Annotated in this window: 14 protein-coding genes, 1 tRNA gene and 1 riboswitch; of the genes, 5 read left to right on the forward strand and 10 right to left on the reverse strand. The window is 67.5% G+C overall.

The features are described 5' to 3' along the window. Positions 1 to 419: 419 nt before the first annotated feature. From AQ611_RS06455 to AQ611_RS06470, 4 genes are read left to right on the forward strand one after another with little or no spacing between them, the layout of a single operon-like run. A complete protein-coding gene (locus tag AQ611_RS06455) occupies positions 420 to 713 on the forward strand; it encodes a YtcA family lipoprotein (RefSeq protein ID WP_059520059.1) in 294 nt (97 codons plus the stop codon). Further along, the gene (mdtN, locus tag AQ611_RS06460; protein ID WP_059519844.1) at positions 710 to 1,759 is read left to right on the forward strand and encodes a multidrug transporter subunit MdtN; all 1,050 of its coding nucleotides are present in this window, start codon (positions 710 to 712) and stop codon (positions 1,757 to 1,759) included. Before AQ611_RS06455 ends, mdtN begins: the two co-directional genes overlap by 4 nt. Continuing rightward, the gene (locus AQ611_RS06465; protein WP_083237253.1) at positions 1,740 to 4,100 is read left to right on the forward strand and encodes an FUSC family protein; all 2,361 of its coding nucleotides are present in this window, start codon (positions 1,740 to 1,742) and stop codon (positions 4,098 to 4,100) included. Before mdtN ends, AQ611_RS06465 begins: the two co-directional genes overlap by 20 nt. Then, positions 4,087 to 5,634, forward strand: coding sequence for a TolC family protein (locus tag AQ611_RS06470; protein WP_069234027.1), 1,548 nt, complete (start codon positions 4,087 to 4,089; stop codon positions 5,632 to 5,634). The genes AQ611_RS06465 and AQ611_RS06470 overlap by 14 nt, the downstream gene beginning before the upstream one ends. Positions 5,635 to 5,904: 270 nt before the next feature. Here AQ611_RS06470 and AQ611_RS06475 read toward each other — a convergent pair whose 3' ends face one another. From AQ611_RS06475 to pepN, 4 genes are all read right to left on the reverse strand, one after another. Beyond that, complete coding sequence (locus AQ611_RS06475; RefSeq protein WP_059519841.1) at positions 5,905 to 6,378, reverse strand: Ivy family c-type lysozyme inhibitor; 474 nt, start codon at positions 6,376 to 6,378, stop codon at positions 5,905 to 5,907. Positions 6,379 to 6,543: 165 nt separating this feature from the next. Further along, a tRNA-Thr gene (locus AQ611_RS06480) sits at positions 6,544 to 6,619 on the reverse strand. 183 nt (positions 6,620 to 6,802) lie between these two features. Next, on the reverse strand, positions 6,803 to 7,816 hold the full coding sequence (locus AQ611_RS06485; RefSeq protein WP_069234029.1) for a class 1 fructose-bisphosphatase: 1,014 nt from the start codon (positions 7,814 to 7,816) through the stop codon (positions 6,803 to 6,805). Positions 7,817 to 8,407: 591 nt separating this feature from the next. After that, a complete protein-coding gene (gene pepN / locus AQ611_RS06490; protein ID WP_069235172.1) occupies positions 8,408 to 11,098 on the reverse strand; it encodes an aminopeptidase N in 2,691 nt (896 codons plus the stop codon). Positions 11,099 to 11,329: 231 nt separating this feature from the next. Between pepN and AQ611_RS06495 the strand changes: the two genes are divergently transcribed. Beyond that, positions 11,330 to 12,031, forward strand: coding sequence for a DUF4136 domain-containing protein (locus AQ611_RS06495; protein ID WP_069234030.1), 702 nt, complete (start codon positions 11,330 to 11,332; stop codon positions 12,029 to 12,031). Positions 12,032 to 12,319: 288 nt separating this feature from the next. Here the strand turns inward: AQ611_RS06495 and AQ611_RS06500 are convergent, their stop codons facing one another. From AQ611_RS06500 to AQ611_RS06525, 6 genes are all read right to left on the reverse strand, one after another. Next, on the reverse strand, positions 12,320 to 12,892 hold the full coding sequence (locus tag AQ611_RS06500; protein ID WP_059519015.1) for a TMEM165/GDT1 family protein: 573 nt from the start codon (positions 12,890 to 12,892) through the stop codon (positions 12,320 to 12,322). 17 nt (positions 12,893 to 12,909) lie between these two features. After that, a riboswitch (yybP-ykoY riboswitch) is annotated at positions 12,910 to 13,111 on the reverse strand. Positions 13,112 to 13,229: 118 nt separating this feature from the next. Beyond that, entirely contained in the window at positions 13,230 to 14,543 is a 1,314-nt protein-coding gene (gene guaD / locus AQ611_RS06505) for a guanine deaminase (RefSeq protein WP_069234031.1), read from the reverse strand. A 26-nt stretch (positions 14,544 to 14,569) separates the two neighbouring features. Beyond that, positions 14,570 to 15,946, reverse strand: coding sequence for an NCS2 family permease (locus AQ611_RS06510; protein ID WP_059519310.1), 1,377 nt, complete (start codon positions 15,944 to 15,946; stop codon positions 14,570 to 14,572). A gap of 143 nt (positions 15,947 to 16,089) precedes the next feature. Next, entirely contained in the window at positions 16,090 to 17,115 is a 1,026-nt protein-coding gene (locus AQ611_RS06515) for an adenosine deaminase (protein WP_069235173.1), read from the reverse strand. 49 nt (positions 17,116 to 17,164) lie between these two features. Next, a complete protein-coding gene (gene xdhC / locus AQ611_RS06520; RefSeq protein ID WP_069234032.1) occupies positions 17,165 to 18,241 on the reverse strand; it encodes a xanthine dehydrogenase accessory protein XdhC in 1,077 nt (358 codons plus the stop codon). Between the two features lie 635 nt (positions 18,242 to 18,876). Beyond that, positions 18,877 to 19,386 (reverse strand): disulfide bond formation protein B, encoded by a 510-nt coding sequence (locus AQ611_RS06525; protein ID WP_069234033.1) that lies wholly within the window; start codon positions 19,384 to 19,386, stop codon positions 18,877 to 18,879. Positions 19,387 to 19,554: the final 168 nt, after the last annotated feature.

Consider the following 19,554-nt stretch of genomic DNA (forward strand, 5'->3'; position numbering starts at 1 on the left):
GGTCCTCTCCTTTGGTGAGTACTCCAAGTGAAACGATACGGGCACCCCGCTGGACGACTCGGCGTGGGCGCGCCGCGCTGCCCCGCAATGTACTTCAATAGGCGGGTCAGGATCGTTAAGTAATGTTATGCGGCCCGAGTCCGATTTGCCAGGGGGTTTTGTGGGCAAGCGAACGTATTTCTTTTTGTAAATAATTGAAAGTTTATATTTATCATCCTTTGCAAGCAGTGCGAAACTTGTTGCCGGCAGGCGGCGGATGGTAAAGACGGCAGAAGTGGCGGCCGGCAGGCGGCTAAATTATCACGAGACGCCCGCTGCGAATCTGGGGTATGACCACAGCCGGCCAGCCGGCCGGAGTGATCATCGCAGATCCGGCCGGTTTGCGGCGCTTGTCCGATCCGTCGAATTCAACAATCCACATGAAAAAAACAATGCTGAATCCGTTTGTCCGTATCGGGTCCGCCTGCGTGCTGGTTGTTCCGCTCGAAGGCTGCGCGACGCGCGGCGCGCCGTCATTTGCACTGTTCGGCGCGTATTTTCCGCTTTGGCTGGTCAGCGCGCTCATCGGGGTCGCGGGCGCGATCGTCGCGCACCGGGTGTTCGTCTCGACCGGCTGGGCTCAGACGGTGCCTTTCCAACTTTCCGTGTGCACCGCGATCGGATTCGTGATCGCCGTGTTTGTCTGGTTGATTGGCTCGGGGCAACTGTCATGAAGCTTGCAGGGGTTCGCAAAAGCGCGCCGAAAGGCCGTCTGATCGCGCTTGCGATCGTCGCGCTCGGCATTGCCGCCATCTGGTATGCATACGAGCGCAGCGTGCGCTATCCGTCGACCGATGCCGCGACGATCGACGCAGATGTCGTGCACGTCGCGACGCCGGTGAGCGGGCGGATCGTCCGACTCGCCGTGCACGAGAACCAGCGGGTTTCGAAAGGCGATCTGTTGTTCGAGATCGATCCAGTGCCGTACCGACTTTCGGTCGCGCAGGCGCAGGCCGATGTCGAGCTTGCGCGCGCGTCGCTCGATTCGCGGCGCAAGGCGATCATCGGCGAGACCTCGAATGCGGCGGTCGCGGCCGAGCAGGTCAAGCGCGCGGCGCACCATTACGAACTCTCCACGCGCACCGTCGAGCGACTCGCGCCTCTGGCCGCGCAAGGGTACGTGCCGGCGCAGCAATTCGATCAGGCGCAGGTGTCGCAGCGCGATGCGGCGGTATCGCTGAAGCAGGCGCAAGAGCAGCAGCGTGCGTCGTCGCGCACGATCGGCGACGACGCCGACGCGGTCGCGACGCTGCACGCGCGCGAAGCCGCGCTCGCGCGAGCGAAGCATGCGCTCGATGATACGGTGGTGCGCGCGCCGCACGACGGCTTCGTGACCGGATTGTCGATCCTGGCGGGCGAGACGGTCGGGCCGAACCAGTCTATTTTCACGCTGGTCGATGCGAGTGAATGGTTTGCCGTCGGCAATTTCCGCGAGACCGCGTTGTCGCGGATCGCGCCGGGCGATTGCGCGACGGTTTATTCGATGATCGACCGCAGCCGCGCCATTCGCGGCCACGTGGTGGGGATCGGCGCGGGCGTCTCGGATCCCGGCCGCGTGGATTTGCCGCGTACATTGCCGATCGTCGAGCGCTCGGTGAACTGGGTGCGTGTCGAACAGCGTTTTCCGGTTCGCGTGAAGCTCGATGAACCCGACGAAAAGCTGGTGCGCGTGGGGGCGAGCGCAATCATCGAGATCCGGCATGGTTCAGCTTGCCGCTGACGTCGCGGCGCCTCGCCCGCGCGAGATTTTGCGGCTGCTCGCACCGTTTGCGGGGCGCTCGGCCATGGCGGCGCGCGTCGCGCTGATCTGCGCGCTGACGGTGCTCGTCACGAGCCTGTACGGCACGCCCGAGGCGGCGATCTCGGCCTACGTGGTGTTCTTCATGAACAAGCCGGACCGCGTGTCGAGCGTATTGACGACGGTGGCGATGGTGCTGCTCATCACGATCGTGATCGGGCTCGTGATCGCCGTTGCGATTTTTTGCGTCGACTCGCCGGTGCTGCGCGTGGCGTGCATGGTCGCGCTTTCGATCGGATTCCTCTATTTGACCTCGGCTAGCAAGCTGCGTCCGATCGGCGCGATTCTCGCGATGGTCGTAGGTTACGGGCTCGACAAGTTGGGCATGGTTCCGTTCGGCGAGGTCGCGACGCGCGCGCTGTTGTATGCATGGTTGATGGTCGCGATTGCGGCCGGCATGTCGCTCGTCGTCAATCTGCTGCTCGCGCCTTCGCCTCGGCGCCTGGCATCCGTGCAGCTCGCGCGGCGGCTGAGGCTTGCCGGCGGGCGGTTGCGCGGCGACGATGCCGGGGCGGCCCGCGCCGAATTCGACGCTTGCTTGCGCGGCGGCGACCAGCAACTGACGACGTGGCTCAAGCTGTCGAAGCTCGAAGGCTCGTCGACGCTTGCCGATGTCGCGGCGTTGCAGCATGCGGTCGCGGCCAGCACGGCGATTCTGATCGCTGTCGATCTTACGGATCGCGAACCGCAAGCGAGGTTGCCGGAGCCGTTCGTCGCGCCGCTGGCGGCGACGCTCGACGAGATGGCCGCGATGCTCGAGCAAGGCGGCTATCCCGTCGACATTCAACTGGCTTTGCCCGATGTCGACGGGTTGCCGCCGCTTGCGCGCATCGTTGCGACGGATCTGCATGCGGCGATCACCGGCTTTGCCGTTGCTGATGCTCAGCCGAGCGCGCAGGGCGGGCCGGCGGGCGGCGCTCTGCCCGAATCGGCGCCGGAGCCAAACGGGCAGACGGAGTTGGAACCGCAGTCGAAACCGGCACCCGCTGCCCGCCAAGGCGGCTTCTTCCTGCCCGATGCGCGTACCAACCCCGATCACATCCGCTATGCGCTGAAGACCACCGCCGCGGCGATGTTTTGCTATCTGCTGTATTCGCAGCTCGACTGGCCGGGCATTCATACGTGCTTCATCACGTGCTACATGGTGTCGCTCGGCACGACGGCCGAGACGGTCGAGAAGCTGACGCTGCGAATCGCGGGCTGTATGGTCGGTGCGCTGCTCGGCACTGCCGCACTCGTGTTCGTCGTGCCGTCGCTCACTTCGATCGGTGAGCTGATGGCGCTCGTGTTCGCGGGCGCGTGGCTGTCCGCGTGGGTGGCGTTCGGCTCGCCGCGTATCGGATATGCGGGTTTTCAGATCGCGTTCGCGTTTTTCCTTTGCGTGATCCAGGGAGCGGGGCCGGGCTTCGATCTGACGCTCGCGCGTGACCGCACGATCGGGATTCTGCTCGGCAACGTGGTGGTTTATCTGGTGTTCACGCGTGTATGGCCGGTTAGCATTGCCAAGCAAGTGGATGCGGCACTTGCGGCACTCGTCGAGCAGTGGCGGCAGCTCGCGCGCGTCGCCGAACCCGCGCAGCGGCGCATACTGGCGGCCGACGCGCTCGCGCGTGGCGGCGCGCTCGCGCAGAATCTCGGTTTGATGCACTACGAGCCGGCGTGGGTGCGGCCCGCGCCCGGATGGATCGCCGAGCGCCGGCGCAGGCTCATGGAACTGGCGGCGCTCGAGGGGCCGGTATTCCTGCTGGCCGAGCGCTCGCGGGGCGACGCCGCGCTCGAGGCACGGCTGCTGGGCCTGTCGCGGAAGGTGGCGCGGCAGCAGGCGGATGCGCGCGCGGGCAGCGACGCGCGCACGCTCGACGGCGCGCCGTTGCCTGATGCAATGCTCGGCTCGTCGCCGGAACGCGGCGCGCCTGGGGCCGGCCACATGCCGCCGCAGACCATTGCGCAATCCGATGGCGACGGCGACGGCACGCGCGCCGCCGCTGCCATGCCGCCGCGCGCCATCGCGCAACCTACGAAAGACGCTGCGGGTGCAGCCGGCGGCCAGCGCGACGCCGATGCGGCAGGACGCCCGATCCAGCCGCCGGACGCCGTGCCGGCGCCATCCACGGCGCATCCGGCGCATCCGGTGCGCGAACCCGCCATGGCCGATGCGTCGCGCGATGCATTGCTGAATCTGATCGACGCGCGGCTTGCGGCCATTGCCGCAGACGCGGGTCAAGCCGCACCGAAGGAGTCCATCGCCCATGCGCCTGCCTGAAGCGCCAACCTTGTCGTTCGTCGCGGCTGTTGTCGCGGCCGCTGCCGGATTGGCCGGTTGCGCGACGTCGTCAATCGATCTCGCGCCGCAGGCGGCCGATCGCCCGTGGCTGCCGCAGACGACGCCCGCCGGCCAGATCGTGCCGGCGCCGCAAAAAGCCGTGCCGGATACCGGGCGCCACGACTACACGCTGCCTGCGAACCACGCGCTCGGCAGCGTCGCCTCGGCGGGCGAGTTCGATCCGGCGCGCACCTACACGTTGCCCGATCTGATCGATCTCGCCGAATCGGCAAATCCGCTGACCCGCATCGCGTGGAACGACGCACGCAATGCGGCGCTCGCGGTGGGGATCGCGAAGAGCGCGTATTTGCCGCAGTTGTCGGTGGCCGCGATGGGGCGTTATCTGAGCGGCCATAGCTCGTCGTCGACCGAGCTGGGCGATTCTGGCGTCGACGCGACGTCGCGCAGCGCGGTGTCGGCGCTGTCGTTGCAATGGCTGTTGTTCGACTTCGGCGGGCGCGCGGCGCGCGTCGAGGCCGCCAAGCAAGGCTCGATCGTCGCGAATATCGCGTTCACCGGGCTTCATCAGCAGGTGATACACGATGTCACCGTGGCGTACTACCGGTATCAGGCCGCGCACGCGCGCGTGCGCACCGCGCGGCAGGCGCTCGACAATGCCGATGCGATCGTCGCGGCCGCGCGCGCGCGATTCAAGCAGGGCACCGGCACGGTGGTCGAAGTGGCGCAGGCGACGCAAAACCGCGCACAGGCAAATCTCGCGTTCGTCGAGGCGCAGGGTGCCGATAGCGATGCTTATCTGAGCGTCGTGTCCGCGCTCGGTATTTCGCCGCTGTCGAAGCCTATGCTCGCGGAGCTTCCGGTGCAGCCGCTGTCGCCTGCGTTGCGCACGTCGGTCGACGAGATCGTGGCCTCCGCGATCGCGCGCCGCCCCGACGTGTTGAGCGCCTACGCGGCCGAGAAGGCGAGCGACGCGAAGATTCGGGCGGCGCAAGCCGAATTCATGCCGAAGGTGTTCATGTCGGCATCGGCGTCGTACAACGCGAGCCGCTCGGCGATCACCGCGCTGCCTGCAATCGGTCAGCAGGCGCCGACCGTCAATCTGAACGGCAGCCGCTACGGCGGCAGCGTGTTCGTCGGCGTGTCGATTCCGCTGTACGACGGCGGGTTGCGCTCGGCCGTGCTGATGCAGGCGCGCAACGACGCGCAGAGTGCGCAGGCGCGGCTCGAGCGCACGAAGGAAGAGGCGGTGCGCCAGATCGTCGCCGCGCAAAACGCGTTGCAGACGAGCCTGGCCTCGCACGAGGCCGCGAAGGCGCTCGTCGACGCGGCGCGCACCAGCTACGACGCGGCGCTCACCGCGTATCGCAACGGCGTCGGCTCGATTACCGACGCCACGCTCGCACAAAGCCAGTTGCTCGTCGCGACAAATGCGTATGTCGACAGCTATAGCGGCGCGTTGTCGGCGGCCGCGGCGCTGGCGCTCGCGACCGGGACGATCGGCGCGCCGCAGTAGCGGCGACAACGGCGCGCATCGGCGGGAAGAGGCGGGAAGAGGCGGGAAGAGGCGGGAAGAGGCGTGGCGCGGACAGCGCGGGCGATGCGCCCGATGGGGAACAGGCGGCTCCGGCATGGAGGCGGGCTTGCGTCCGCATGCCGGTGCTCGCACGCGCGGCGATACGATTCGCCCGCCGCAAGAAAATGCGCGACCGGCTATCGCTTGCCGGCTTGGCCGGGCCGCCGCGACGGCGTCGCGCGGATCGCGCGCCGGCGCCGGCGGCGCGAGTCATTTGTAGTTGAATGCGCCGGGGTGATTTTCGACGCTGCCCGTCAGCTGCGCATAGAGAATCGTTTTGCCGTCGATCGATTCGCTGCCGCCGCCGATGTTGAGCCAAGTCAAGTGCTCGGTATCGTTTTTCGGGGCAACGACGGAAAGCACGCCGTACATGACTTTCTTCTGCGGATCGTAAAGGATCGCGATACGCTCCGAGCCGCAATCATGCGGCTTGCAGCCGCTCATCACATAAGCGTCGTGTCCGTCGAACGACACGGCATGCGCTGGAGTTTCGGTCGCGCCTTTCGTCACCCATGCCGGCAGTCGCTGGCCTTTTTTCATCGCGTCGAAAGCGGATTTCGCCGCGCGGTCGTGCAAGATCGCGCTCAGCGACCACGCATCGGTCTTGGCGGGCGCGTCGGCCCATGCGGCCGGGGCGGCGAGCGACGCGACGAGCGCGGCGGCGGACAGCATTTTGATTCGCATGACTGTATGTTCCCATCAAGAATGTAATGGCTATGGTTTGTGATGGGCGTCGCGTCGAAGTTCCGGTCTGTTTTATGGAGATTTGTTCCCGCGCGCGACTGATCGAGCGGTCCCGGAAAAGAAAAAGGGGCTACAGGCAAAGCGCTGTAACCCCTCGATTCTGTATGGTGCCGGAGATAGGAGTCGAACCTACGACCTTCGCATTACGAATGCGCTGCTCTACCAACTGAGCTACACCGGCAACAGAGAAATGAGATTATAGGGTGCCTACACGGGACTGACAAGAGGGTAGGCGAAAATTTTTTCGTCGGCTGGGCGGAACAGCGTTTTCATCGAATCTCCGCCGCCCGGCTTCCCCGAATTTCGCGCGCGCGGGCAGCGCGGCGTTTTCCGATGACCCGCGTCGCGCTGTCCGTGCGCCGCCTTACTTCGCTTCCTGGTGATATCGCGCGATGCGCTCGACTTCGTTCTTTGAGCCGAGGATCACCGGCACGCGTTGATGCAGCCCCGTCGGCCGAACGTCGAGGATGCGCTCGGTGCCCGTGGTGGCCGCGCCACCCGCCTGCTCGACGATGAACGACATCGGATTCGCTTCGTACATCAGCCGCAGCTTGCCCGGGCGATCGGGCGTGCGCTTATCGGCCGGGTACAGGAAGACGCCGCCGCGGTTCAGGATCCGGTGCACGTCAGCGACCATCGACGCGATCCAGCGCATGTTGAAATTCTCGCCGCGCGGGCCGTCCGCGCCCGCGTTCAGTTCGTCGATATAGCGCTTCACCGGGTCGTACCAGTGGCGCGCGTTCGACGCGTTGATCGCATATTCGCGCGTATCGGCCGGAATTTGCAGGTTGCTTTGCGTCAGCACCCACGAGCCGACCTCGCGATCGAGCGTGAAGCAGTTCACGCCATTGCCTGTCGTCAGCACGAATACGGTTTGCGGGCCGTATACCGCGTAGCCGGCCGCGACCTGTTGCGTGCCGGGTTGCAGGAACGACTGCTCGGTCGCTTGCTGGCCGTCCGGGCAGCGCAGCACTGAGAAGATCGTGCCGATCGATACGTTGACATCGATATTCGACGAGCCGTCGAGCGGGTCGAACACGAGCAGGTATTCGCCGCGCGGGTAGTTCGCTGGGATCGGGAAGAACGTCTCCATCTCCTCGGATGCCATCGCGGCGAGATTGCCGCCCCATTCGTTCGCATCGAGCAGGATTTCGTTCGACAGGATGTCGAGTTTCTTCTGAACTTCGCCCTGGACGTTCTCGCTGCCGGCCGTGCCGAGCGCGTCGCCCAGTGCGCCCTTGCTCACGTTGTAGCTGATTGCCTTGCACGCGCGCGCGACCACTTCGATCAACAGGCGCAGATCGGCGGGGAGGTTATGGGTTTCACGCTGCTGCTCGATCAGGAACTTGGACAGCGTGGTGCGTCGGGTAATGGACATCGAGGGGCTCCGAGAGGCTGAAAAATGCTGAAGATGTTGGGATAGGAATAATTGGCTCGATTTTACTCGCCGCGCCATGCCGATCGGCGGTTTTTCGTCGCGCAGCGCGCCGAATGTGGCGTAACGCGCGCTGTCTGCCGCGGTGGTTCGGACGGCCGCCCGGCGATTCCGGCGCGCATGGCCGGAGCGGGGGCTTGGGCGGATCGCCGCGCCAGGAACGGCGCAGTGGCGCAGGCTGCGGGCTGGCGCGCGTTGGCGGGTCATGGGGGCGGCTGGGGGGCGCCGTTTGCCGGATGCGTGGGATGCGGCGTCGGGACTGCCAGCGGCGTCGCGGGCGTTGGGTGCGGTATCGGACATCGCGCCGCGCGGGCGAATGCGCGCCGTTGGCGGGCGAGGTGCCGCAGCGTGCGAGACGGCGGCCTGCAGGGCGTGCCCGCCGCCCCGTGCCGCGGGATTGCACGGTGCCTGCGCTCCGGCAGGTTTCGCTTCGGGCCGTCGTTGTGCTGACGGGCCCGGATGGGTTCCGATTCGGGCTACCCGGCGCGCTTGCCGCAGCCGGGCCCGGTCCGGGCCCGCTGCGTCAAGCCTGCGCTACGCGAGCGCTTTTTCGACAACCTCGCGCACGTCGCGCGACTGCGCGCCGGCGGCGACGCGCTCGAGCGCGTCGCGCATCGGCTCGCGCAGCGCGGGTATGTAGCGGCGCCACAGCTCGAGCGCGCGCGCGAGCCGCGCGGCGACTTGCGGATTCAACGCATCGAGCGCGAGCACCTGATCAGCCCAGAATGCATAGCCGGAGCCGTCGGGCGCGTGGAACTGCGCCGGGTTCGCCGAGCAGAAGCCGAAGATCAGCGCGCGTGCGCGGTTCGGATTCTTCAGGTTGAACGCGGGATGTTCGAGCAGCTTGCGCACGGTATCGAGCGTCGGATGCTCGGGCGTGCCGCGACGCGTTGCCTGCATCGAGAACCACTTGTCGATCACGAGTGCCTCGTGCTCGAAGCGGCGATAGAAATCGTCGAGCGCGCGCTCGGCCGGCTGGGCGGCCGACGAACCCGCGGCGGCGGACAGCAGCGCGCCGAGCGCGGCCGCGCGGTCCGTCATGTTGTTCGCGGCGTCGTATTGCGCGTGCGCGAGCCGGACTGCGTCGGCCGGATCGTCAAGCTCGGCGAGATACGCAAGCGCGAGATTCTTCAATGCGCGACGGCCGGCGGCGTCGGGCGTCGGCGCGTAATCGCCCGGCGTCGCGTGGCGTTCGTAGGCAGCGAGCCAGTCGGCGCGCAGCGCGGCCGCCAGCTCGCGGCGCACGAACTGGCGCGCGCGGTGAACGGCGGCCGGATCGGCTTCGTTCATCTGGTCGGCGAGATACGCCTCGGACGGCAGCGTCAGCGCCAGCTCGCGAAATGCGGGCGACAGCGCGTCGTCGTTCAGCACGCGCTTGAATGCGGCGACGAACGTGTCGTCGAGCGCGAGCGGCTGCTGGACGGCTGCGCGCGCGGCGAGCGCCAGCAGCGTGCGCGTCGCGAGCCGCTGGCCCGCTTCCCAGCGGTTGAAAGGATCGCTGTCGTGGGCGAGCAGGAATGCAAGTTCGTCGTCGCGATAGTCGTATTCGACGATCACCGGCGCCGAGAAGTTGCGCAGCAGCGACGGCAGCGGCGCGGCGGCGACATCGACGAACGTAAACGTCTGCGCGGTTTCGGTCAGCTCGAGCACGCGTGTCGTGCCGGACGCGGCCGCTTCGCCTTCGAGCCGCAGCGGCAGATCGCGGCCGTCGGCATCGATCAGGCCGATCGCGAACGGAATCAGCAGCGGCCCCTTCCGAGCATCGCGCGCGGCATCGCTGTAGCCTTGCGTGAGCGTGACCGAATAGCGTTTCGCGGCGGCGTCGTATTCGGCGCTGACTGTTACGCGTGGCGTGCCGGCCTGGCTGTACCAGCGCTCGAATTGCGCGAGATCGCGGCCGTTCGCGTCGGCCATCGCGTGGCGGAAGTCGTCGCAGGTGACGGCTTGGCCGTCGTGGCGCTTGAAGTACAGGTCCATTCCCTTGCGGAACCCGTCGCGGCCGAACAACGTTTGGTACATCCGCACGACTTCCGCGCCTTTCTCGTAGACGGTCATCGTGTAGAAGTTGTTGATCTCGACGTAGCTCTCGGGCCGCACCGGGTGTGCCATCGGGCCCGCGTCCTCGGCGAACTGGAGCTGGCGCAGCACGCGCACGTCCTCGATGCGTTTGACCGCGCGCGCGGCGGCGTCGAGGTCGTCGCCCGCGGCCATGTCGGCGGAGAATTCCTGGTCGCGGAATACGGTCAGCCCTTCCTTCAGGCTCAACTGGAACCAGTCGCGGCAGGTCACGCGGTTGCCCGTCCAGTTATGGAAATACTCGTGGCCGACCACCGATTCGATGTTCGCGAAATCGACGTCCGTTGCCGTTTGCGGATTCGCGAGCACGTACTTCGTGTTGAAGATATTGAGCCCCTTGTTTTCCATCGCGCCCATGTTGAAGTCGCCGACGGCGACGATCATGAAGCGGTCGAGATCGAGTTCGAGGCCAAAGCGCTTTTCGTCCCAGCGGATCGAATGGATCAGCGAATCCATCGCATGGCGGGTCTTGTCGAGATCCTGCGGCTCGACCCAGACCTGCAGCAGCTTTTCCTTGCCGGAGCCGGTCGTGATTTTCTCCTCGAGCGCGACCAGCTTGCCCGCGACGAGCGCGAACAGATAGCTCGGCTTTCTGAACGGATCTTCCCATTTCGCGTAGTGGCGGCCGTCGGGCAGGTCGCCCGAATCGACGAGATTGCCGTTCGACAGCAGCACCGGATACCCGGTTTTGTCCGCGCGCAGCGTAACCGTATACGTCGCCATCACGTCGGGGCGGTCGATGAAGTAGGTGATCCGCCGGAAGCCTTCCGCCTCGCACTGCGTGAAGAAATTGCCGCTCGAGACATAAAGGCCGGACAGCGTCGTGTTCGACTCGGGCGCGCACACGCTGTCGATGGTCAGCTCGAACGCGTCGGGCACGTTTTCCACCGTCAGGCCATGCTCGTGCGCGCGCGCGGCGGCATGCGGCGCGCCGTCGATCCATGCGCCGGCGAATTCAAGCGCCTCGCCCATCAGTTCGAGGTGCGGTGCGCGGGCGGCGTCCGGATTGCGGCGCACGCGCATCGTGTTGCGCACGCGCGTGCGGGCGGGCGCGAGGTCGAATTCGAGCGCGACGGTGTCGATCAGGAACGCGGGGCGCGTATAGTCGCTACGGCGGATCACGGCGGAAGGAGCGGCGGTTTCGGACATGGCGATCATGGGTGGTAAGAGAAGGGCGGGCGCTTGCGCGCACGGGCGCGGCGGCGATGAAACGCTCATTGTACAAAGCCTTCGTCCACGCTGGGCGGCCGAACTTTTCGCCCGCGCGGACAGTCTGCGTATTATCGGCGCGACGCCCGCGCGGCGGCTATGATCCGATCATTTCCATCATTGCCGGGCTGCGCTGCCGCCGGCGTGCGACCATCGATCAAGAGGACGAACATGAAACGCTACTCAACCGCCCGCGGCGCCATCGGGTTCGCGGGCGCGACGCTCGTGCTGCTGTCCGGCTGCACGTCTTATGTGACGACACAGGTCACCGCGTTCTCGAGCTGGAACGGCAACGATGCGTCGCGCACCTACGCGTTCAGCCGGAGCGCCGAGCAGCAGAACAGCCTGGAGCAGGCGACTTACGAGCAGCTCGTCGGCAACGAACTGTCGGCCTATGCGTTCAACCGGGTGCCGGCGAAGGACGCGCGCTACCTCGTCGGGCTTTCGTATGGGATCAAAAGCAACTGGGTGAGCGTGCCGCAACCGGTCTATTACGATCCGTGGTTCGGCCCCGGCCCGTATTGGCGCGGCGGACCCTGGGGGCCGTATGGTCCGTGGGGGCCGTTTCCGGCGGGCTATGTGAACCAGACCTACCAGATCTTCGAGCGCACGCTCGACATCCGGATCTCCGAGCGTGCGACGGGCAAGGAGGTCTATAACGTCTCCGCGCGCAATGCGGGCGACGGGGCGTCGCTGCTGCAGGCGATGCCGTACCTGGCCCGCGCGGCGCTTGCCGACTTTCCGCTCGGCAACGGGACGGTGCGCACGGTGCGGCTGCCCGTCGACGCGCGCGGCCCGGCTGCGATGCCGTCGAACGAGCGGGCCGTGCCGGCTCCCGCTTCCGCGTCGGGGGCGGCTGCGGCAGTGCGGTAAGTCAGCACGCTGGCGGCGAAAGGCGAAAGGCGAAAGGCGAAAGGCGAAAGGCGAAAGGCGAAAGGCGAAAGGCGAAAGGCGAAAGGCGAAAGACGAACGGCGAACGGCGAACGGCGAACCAAGGCCGGCGAACCGGCAGCGCGCCGCGCCGGCGCGGTTCGTCACCTGCCGCCCGTTGCGCCGCGCGGTGGCACGATGCGGTGCGGCAGCATGCAATGGCGTGTCGACCGACTGTCCGCCTTGCGGCCCGATCGATCGACACGCATGCCGAAGCAGCGCCGTGCGCCGTCACGCGCCGCCGCGAATAAACGCGAGCGCACCGAGCACGATGAACAGCACGGCGGCGATGACGTGCACGACACGGGTCGGCAGCCGGTGCGCGAAGCGCTCGCCGAGCAGGATCGCCGGCACGTTCGCGAGCATCATTCCGAAGGTCGTGCCGGCAACCACGCCGATGTAGTCCTGGAAGCGCGCGGCGAGCGCGACGGTCGCGATTTGCGTCTTGTCGCCCATTTCCGCAAGGAAGAACGCGACGAACGTCGCGCCGAACACGCCGAGCCGCGAGCGCGCCGCGTTGGCTTCGTCGGCGTCGAGCTTGTCGGGCACGAGAATCCACAGGCCCATTGCGATGAACGAGATTGCGAGCGCCCAGCGCATCACGGACGGTGTCAGATATTCGCCGAGCCATTCGCCGAGCGCGCCGGCCAAGCCGTGATTGATCAGCGTCGCGGCGAGCACGCCCACGATGATCGGCATCGGCTTGCGATAGCGTGCGGCGAGGACGAGGGAAAGCAGTTGGGTTTTATCGCCGATTTCGGCGAGGGCGACGGCGCCCGTCGAGATCAGGAAAGCTTGGGTCACGGCACGAATATCCCAGGGCCTGGTTGAATGCGAGCGACGATCCACCGCGCGCCGGGCCCAATTGCGGCGCGCGATGAACCATCGGTCTCGCCAGGCCTTGCGGGCTGCGTCCGCCATGGCCGCGAGGCCAAGTCTGTTGACGGACGCCTTCGTCACGAATGCGCCGGGCGGCGTGGCATCGAGCGAAGCGGCTACTCCCCAATGAACGGCGCATTCTAGCATGCAGTGCGAAAAGCGAAAAAATAGCGCGGTGCGTTTCGGTTTATCCGTGTTACTGGCGCGACGGTCATGGGGTTTGCCGCCCCGCGACGCAGCGGCCGCGCGTCGCGCCCGGCGCCTAGTCCGCGTCCGCTGCGTCGCGCCGGTGCACGCAGCGCCCTGCCGCATATGTCCGATAAACCGCGCGGTCGTCGCCGAGCAGCGCGAGCGCGAACAGCAGCTCCTCGAGCGATTCCGCGCGCGCGGCGCGGCGCGCGACGAGCGGCGTCGCGGCCGGATCGAGCACGACGAAATCGGCCTCGCTGCGCGGCGCAAGCGTGCCGACCGTATCCGCGAGATCGAGCGCGTGCGCCGCGCCTGCCGTCGCGAGCCAGAACATCTGCGTCGCGCTCAGATGATGGCCCGTCATCCGCGCGATCTTGTGCGCCTCGTTCATCGTCTGCAGCATCGAGAACGACGTGCCCCCGCCCACGTCCGTCGCGAGCGCGAACGCCATGCGCTGCGCGCTCGCGCGCCCGAAATCGAACAGCCCGCTGCCGAGAAACAGGTTCGATGTCGGGCAATGCGCGGCGAGCGCGCCGGTTTCGGCAAAGCGGCGGCGATCGCCGTCGTCGAGGTGGATGCAGTGGCCGTACACCGCGCGCCGGCGCAGCAGCCCGTAGTGATCGTAGATGTCGAGATAGCTGCGGCGCTCGGGGAACAGCTCGGCCGCCCAGCGCACTTCGTCGAGATTCTCCGCGACGTGGCTCTGGACGAACACGTCCGGATGCTGCCGCGCGAGCGCGCCGCACGCGTCGAGCTGCTCGTGCGTCGAGGTCGGCGCAAAGCGCGGCGTCAGCGCGTACATCTGCCGCCCGTGGCCGTGCCAGCGGCGGATCAGCGCGGCGCTGTCGTCATGGCCGGATTGCGCGGTATCGCGCAGAAAGTCCGGGCAGTGGCGATCCATCAGCACCTTGCCCGCGATCATTCGCAGATTGCGCGCGTCGCTCGCCTCGAAAAACGCGTCGGCCGATTGCCGGTGCACCGTGCAGTAGACGAGCGCGGTGGTCGTGCCGCAAGCGAGCAGCGTATCGAGGAAAAACTCGGCGACTTCGCGCGCATGCACGGGATCGGCGAAGCGCCGCTCGGTCGGGAACGTGTAGCGATCGAGCCAGGGCAGCAGACCCGGCGCGGGCGACGCGATCATCTCGGTTTGCGGATAGTGGACGTGCGCGTCGATGAAGCCCGGCACGATCAGCTTGTCGCGCAGCGTGACGAGCGTCGCGCCGGGCGCGAGGCGCGGCGCGAGCGCCGCATACGAGCCGGCCGCGACGACGCGCCCGTCGTCGCCGACGATCAGCAGGCCGTCCTCTTCGAAGCGGGCCGCGTCGTCGAGCAGCGCGGGCTCGCCGTCGAAGGTCAGCAGGCGGGCGCGGAAAGCGGTTTGGGTCATCGTTGGAAATCCAATAGCGATTGAAATCAGAGTTGCGCGACGAGCAGCACGGACAGCGCGGCGACGATCCACATCGCCGGCTTCACGTCGCGGCGGCGGCCGGTGAACAGCTTGAGCACGACGAACGACAGAAAGCCGTAGGCGATGCCCTCGGTGATCGAATACGTGAGCGGAATCAGGATCATCGCGACGAAGGCGGGAATCGCCTCGTCGAGGCGGTGCCATTCGATCTTCGTGATCGACTCCATCATGAACACGCCGACCAGCACGAGCGCGGGTGCCGTCGCGATCGCGGGCACCAGCGACAACAGCGGCGACAGAAACAGGAACGGCACGAAGCAGACGCCCGCGACCACCGCGACGAGGCCCGTGCGCCCGCCCGCCGAGATGCCCGCCGCCGATTCGATATACGCGTTCGCGGGGCTCGTGCCGAGCGGCGCGGATACGACGGCCGAGAACGCATCGACGATCATCGATTGACGGATGTTACGCGGATTGCCGTCGCGATCGCGCAGGTTGCCCGCTTCGGAGATCGCCATGAAGGTGGACAGCGCGTCGAAGAACGCGGTGAACAGCATCACGAAAATGAACGGCCAGTACGCGAACCTGAGCGCGCCAAGCAGATCGAGCTGGCCGATCGCCGAGAAATCCGGCGCGGCGACGAGGCCGTTCCAGTTGACGAGCGTTTTCGTCGCGTGCGCGGCGGGCCAATATGCGCTGCCGTCGCCCCACAGGCGGCCGATCGGGATCGCGAGCAGCGTCGTCGCGACGATGCCGAGCATCAGCGCGCCCGTCACGCGGCGCACGACGAGCACGGTCGTGATCGCGAGGCCGGCGAGGAACGTGACGGTGACCGGGTTGAGCGATGCCGCATGCACGATCGTCACCGGATCGCCGACGATGAATTTCGCGTTCACCAGCCCGATCAGGCTGATGAAAAGCCCGATGCCGCACGATATTGCATGCCGCAGGTTCGGCGCAATCGCGTCGACGACGAGCTGGCGCGCGTTGAACGCGGCCAGCACGGCGAACAGCACGCCCGCCCAGAACACGCAGCCGAGCGCGGTCTGCCACGGCATCTTGCCCGCATGGACCATGACGAACGTGAAGAGCGCGTTCATGCCCATTCCCGGCGCGACGAGCACTGGATTGCGCGCGTAGAGCCCCATCGCGCAACTGCCGGCAAAGCTGACGAGCACCGTCGCGGTGAGCGCCGCCGCGAACGGCACGCCGGCCTGCGACAAGATGCCGGGATTGACGACGATGATGTACATCGCGGTCAGGAACGTCGTGATGCCGGCGACGATCTCGGTGCGCAGCCGCGAGCCGGATTCGCGGATGCCGAAGCGGCGTTCGAGCGCCGAGCGTTTCGCGGGCGCGGCGGCGCCTCGATAGGTGTCCATCGGCACGTTCTCCTTCATGTGTCGTGATGCGGATGCCGGGGCCGGGCGCAGGGCGTTTCGCGCCCGGCCGCCGCGCCCGCGTCGTGCGTCGTCGCCGCCGGCAGCGCGTTCGTTGCCGGCGCTGCGCGCGCGTGGTTCTGCCGTCAGGCCGCGTGCCAGTGCGCGTCGAGCTTGGCGATCAGCGCCGCGCGTTCGTCGGCGGTGACGAACGACGCGTCGAAGCTGTTGCGGATGATCGTGTAGACGTCGGCGTCGCCGAGCTGCAGCGCGTCGACGCTCGCGAAGTAGTTGTCGTTCACATAGCCTCCGAAGTACGCGGGATCGTCGGAATTGATCGTTACCGCGACGCCGCGGCCGAGCAGATCCTTCAGCGTGTGCCGGGTCAGGTCGTCGAACACGCGCAGCTTCAGGTTCGACAGCGGGCAGACGGTGAGCGCGATTTTCTCGCTCGCGAGCCGCGCGACGAGCGCCGCGTCCTCGCTGCTGCGCACGCCGTGATCGACGCGGTCGACTTTCAGCAGATCGAGCGCCTCGGTCACGTACTCGGGCGGGCCTTCCTCGCCTGCATGCGCGACGAGCTTCAACCCGCGCTCGCGCGCTTTCGCGAACACGCGCGCGAATTTCGACGGCGGATTGCCGCGCTCGGACGAATCGAGGCCGACGCCGATCAGCCGGTGCGCGTAGCGCTCGAACAGCGGCAGCGCCGCGTCGAACGTCGCGAGGGCGTCCTCTTCCGGCAGATGGCGCAGGAAGCAGAGAATCAGCTTGCTCGACAGGCCGCGTTGCTCGGCGTCGGCGAGCGCGCGCTCGATGCCGGCCACCGCGGTCTCGATCGGCACGCCGCGGGCGGTGTGCGTCTGCGGGTCGAAGAAAATTTCCGTGTGCGCGACATGGTCGGCGAGCGCGCGCTCGACGTAGGCAGCCGTCATGTCGTGGAAATCCTGCTCGGTCAGCAGCACGCTCGCGCCTGCGTAGTAGATATCGAGGAACGATTGCAGATCGGTGAACGCATACGCGGCGCGCAGCGCGTCGATCGAATCGTAGGCGAGCTTCACCTGGTTGCGTTGCGCGAGCTTGAAGATCAGTTCCGGCTCGAGCGAGCCCTCGATGTGGATGTGCAGCTCCGCTTTCGGCGCGCGGGCGATTTTGTTCTTGAGTAGGGTGGTCATCACGGTATCGTTGGGGTGAGGGTTCGTCGGGGGCTGCGCTTGGCGCGGCTCAGTCCATGCCGGCGTCGGTCGGGCTCGAGCGCGGCGGGGGACTTTCGCCCGCGGCGAACGGGGTGAAAGGCGCGGCCGATGCCGGCCGCGGGCCGGCGCGGCGCGCGTCCACGGTTTGCAGCAGTTGCGCGGCGACCGCGACCGCGATCGCCTCCGGCGCCTTGTCGACGATGCCGGGCACGCCGATCGGGCACTGCATCCGCGCGATCTGCGCCGGATCGATCCCGCGCGCGGCGAGCCGGTGCTCGAACTGCATGCGCTTCGTCTTCGAGCCGATCATGCCGAAGTATGCGTAGTCGCCGCGCAGCAGGATCCGATGCGCGAGTTCCAAATCGCGGGCGTGATTGTGCGTCATCACGACGAAGTACGCACCGCCGGGCGCGTCGTCGATTGCCGAATCGGGCGCGTCGTTCGCATCGAGGGTCAGGTTGCCGATGCCCGCGAGTGAATCGGGCGGCGGGAACGGCGCGTCCCGCTCGTCTACCCAGCGCACGCTGCAGCGCAGCGTCGCGAGCACGCGCACGAGCGCCGCGCCGACGTGCCCCGCGCCGAACAGCACGACCGGGAACTCCTGCGGGGCGATCGTCTCCGTCAGCAGCGGCGCGCTGCCGGTATCCCACAGCAGGCAGTCGGCGTGCGCCGCGCCCGGCGCGGGCTCGCTCAGCATCACGGTATCCGGCTCGGGGCCGAACGATACGCTGCGCACGGTGGCCGCGCCCGCCGCGGTGCGTTTTGCGAGCGACGTGACCCAGCCGAGATCGGCGATGTCGAGCCGCTCGAACGCGAGCACGACCGCGCCGCCGCAGCACTGGCCAAGACTCGGGCCCAGCGCGAGCCGCTCGAGGCGGCGCGCGTGCGGCGTGCGCGCGCCTTCCTTCAGCAGCTGCCGAGCAAGCTCGATCGCCTTCCATTCGAGATGTCCGCCGCCGATCGTGTGGCGCGCGGCATCGCGCGTGACGAGCATCTTGGCGCCGGCGTCGCGCGGCGCGGAGCCGTCCACGCGCGCGACCGTCACGAGGACGGCTGCGTCGCCGTGCGCGAGCAGGTGTTGTAAATCGGCGAGCCAGGGTTCCATCCGGCGTTTCTCCAGAATCAGGGCGTGATGGCCGGGCGGTGGGCGCGTGCGTGAAGGCGCGGCAGCGGGCGCACGGGGTGGCGTTCGGTCGGGATGGGTAGCGTTGTCATGGCGAATCCACGGGACATGGCATGCAGATCAGGCGCGCGTTACGCGGCAGCGGGAACCGGCCCGCGGCGCGCACGTGGATCGCCATCCGGAGAACCAAGATAGCACCGCAAAAAGGCGGTGGTATCGCGCAGCGATGATGCGGGCTATTCGGCGGCGATCATGATGCCGTTACGATCCGCGCGCCGAGCCAAGGTTTCCGGGCGGCGTGCAAAGCGGGGCGCGCGTGTGGCGGCGGGCCGGCGCTCGGGCGCTGCGGCGGCACGTCGGGCGGCATCTTGGCTCGGCAGGTCGGGCGGTACGCATCGGCGAGCCGCCCGGCGGATGCGTCACGCGATCGTGCGCCGTGGCAGTGTATCGACGAAGCATCCGCCCGTCGGCGGCGGCAAGCCGGCGGGCATAGCGAAGCCGAAGAGGCGCGGCGGCGCAAGCCCGATACCGGTTGTCCAAACCCACGCGCCGCCGCCGAGCGTTCGCGCGGGCGGCACGGCAGCGGCTCAACCGCTCCTCCGGCGCGCCACGCCGTGTCAGCGCAGCCGTGCGCGATGGCGCAGCAAGCTGGCGGCAACGAGCACGAGGATCAGCGCAAACCCGATCAACGCCCAGCCCGGCAGCAGGATGCCGAAAATCGGCGGATAGACGGTCTCGCATAATCCGGCGACCTTGAACACGCCAGGCAGCCAGTGCGCGGGCGGCAGGCTGTCGACGATCGGCTGCAACGCGTCGAAGCCGCAACTGAAGCCCGGATTCAATTGCACGTATAGATGGCGCGCCGCCGTGCCGACGCCCGCGGCGGCCGACAGCACGATCAGCAGTTCGAGCGCCGCGACGCCGGTGCCGCTTTTCATTGCCGCGCCGAGAAACGCGAACACCGCGATCAGCACGAAGAAATAGCGCTGGACGATGCAAAGCGGGCACGGGTCCTCGTGCTTCACATATTGCAGGTACAACGCGCCGGCGAGCAGCGCGATGCAGACCAAGCCAAGCAGGACGAGCCGCTTTCGTTCGCGGCGTAGCGGGAGCGCTAGATCGTTCATCGGGGAAAGGGAGCCTTTGAGCGGTCGGGAAAATGAAGGAATGGATTTTAGCTCAGCACCGCGGCCGCGCGCCGTGCCTGGGGGCCGGCGCGCAGCCGGGCGAGCGGAAGATGGGCCCGGCCGGCGGCCGCACTGCGCTGTCGTGCGCGGCGCGGTGCGGCTCCCGGC

It is taken from the genome of Burkholderia singularis, from assembly GCF_001718875.1.
In the GTDB taxonomy this organism is placed as follows: domain Bacteria; phylum Pseudomonadota; class Gammaproteobacteria; order Burkholderiales; family Burkholderiaceae; genus Burkholderia; species Burkholderia singularis.

Coding starts and splice junctions, on each gene's coding strand:
- mdtN (WP_059519844.1), top strand. CDS start 710: ATGAAGCTTGCAGGGGTTCGCAAAAGCGCGCCGAAAGGCCGTCTGATC.
- AQ611_RS06515 (WP_069235173.1), bottom strand. CDS start 17,115: ATGACCACCCTACTCAAGAACAAAATCGCCCGCGCGCCGAAAGCGGAG.
- AQ611_RS06455 (WP_059520059.1), top strand. CDS start 420: ATGAAAAAAACAATGCTGAATCCGTTTGTCCGTATCGGGTCCGCCTGC.
- xdhC (WP_069234032.1), bottom strand. CDS start 18,241: ATGGAACCCTGGCTCGCCGATTTACAACACCTGCTCGCGCACGGCGAC.
- AQ611_RS06465 (WP_083237253.1), top strand. CDS start 1,740: ATGGTTCAGCTTGCCGCTGACGTCGCGGCGCCTCGCCCGCGCGAGATT.
- AQ611_RS06475 (WP_059519841.1), bottom strand. CDS start 6,378: ATGCGAATCAAAATGCTGTCCGCCGCCGCGCTCGTCGCGTCGCTCGCC.
- AQ611_RS06495 (WP_069234030.1), top strand. CDS start 11,330: ATGAAACGCTACTCAACCGCCCGCGGCGCCATCGGGTTCGCGGGCGCG.
- AQ611_RS06510 (WP_059519310.1), bottom strand. CDS start 15,946: ATGGACACCTATCGAGGCGCCGCCGCGCCCGCGAAACGCTCGGCGCTC.
- AQ611_RS06485 (WP_069234029.1), bottom strand. CDS start 7,816: ATGTCCATTACCCGACGCACCACGCTGTCCAAGTTCCTGATCGAGCAG.
- guaD (WP_069234031.1), bottom strand. CDS start 14,543: ATGACCCAAACCGCTTTCCGCGCCCGCCTGCTGACCTTCGACGGCGAG.
- pepN (WP_069235172.1), bottom strand. CDS start 11,098: ATGTCCGAAACCGCCGCTCCTTCCGCCGTGATCCGCCGTAGCGACTAT.
- AQ611_RS06470 (WP_069234027.1), top strand. CDS start 4,087: ATGCGCCTGCCTGAAGCGCCAACCTTGTCGTTCGTCGCGGCTGTTGTC.
- AQ611_RS06525 (WP_069234033.1), bottom strand. CDS start 19,386: ATGAACGATCTAGCGCTCCCGCTACGCCGCGAACGAAAGCGGCTCGTC.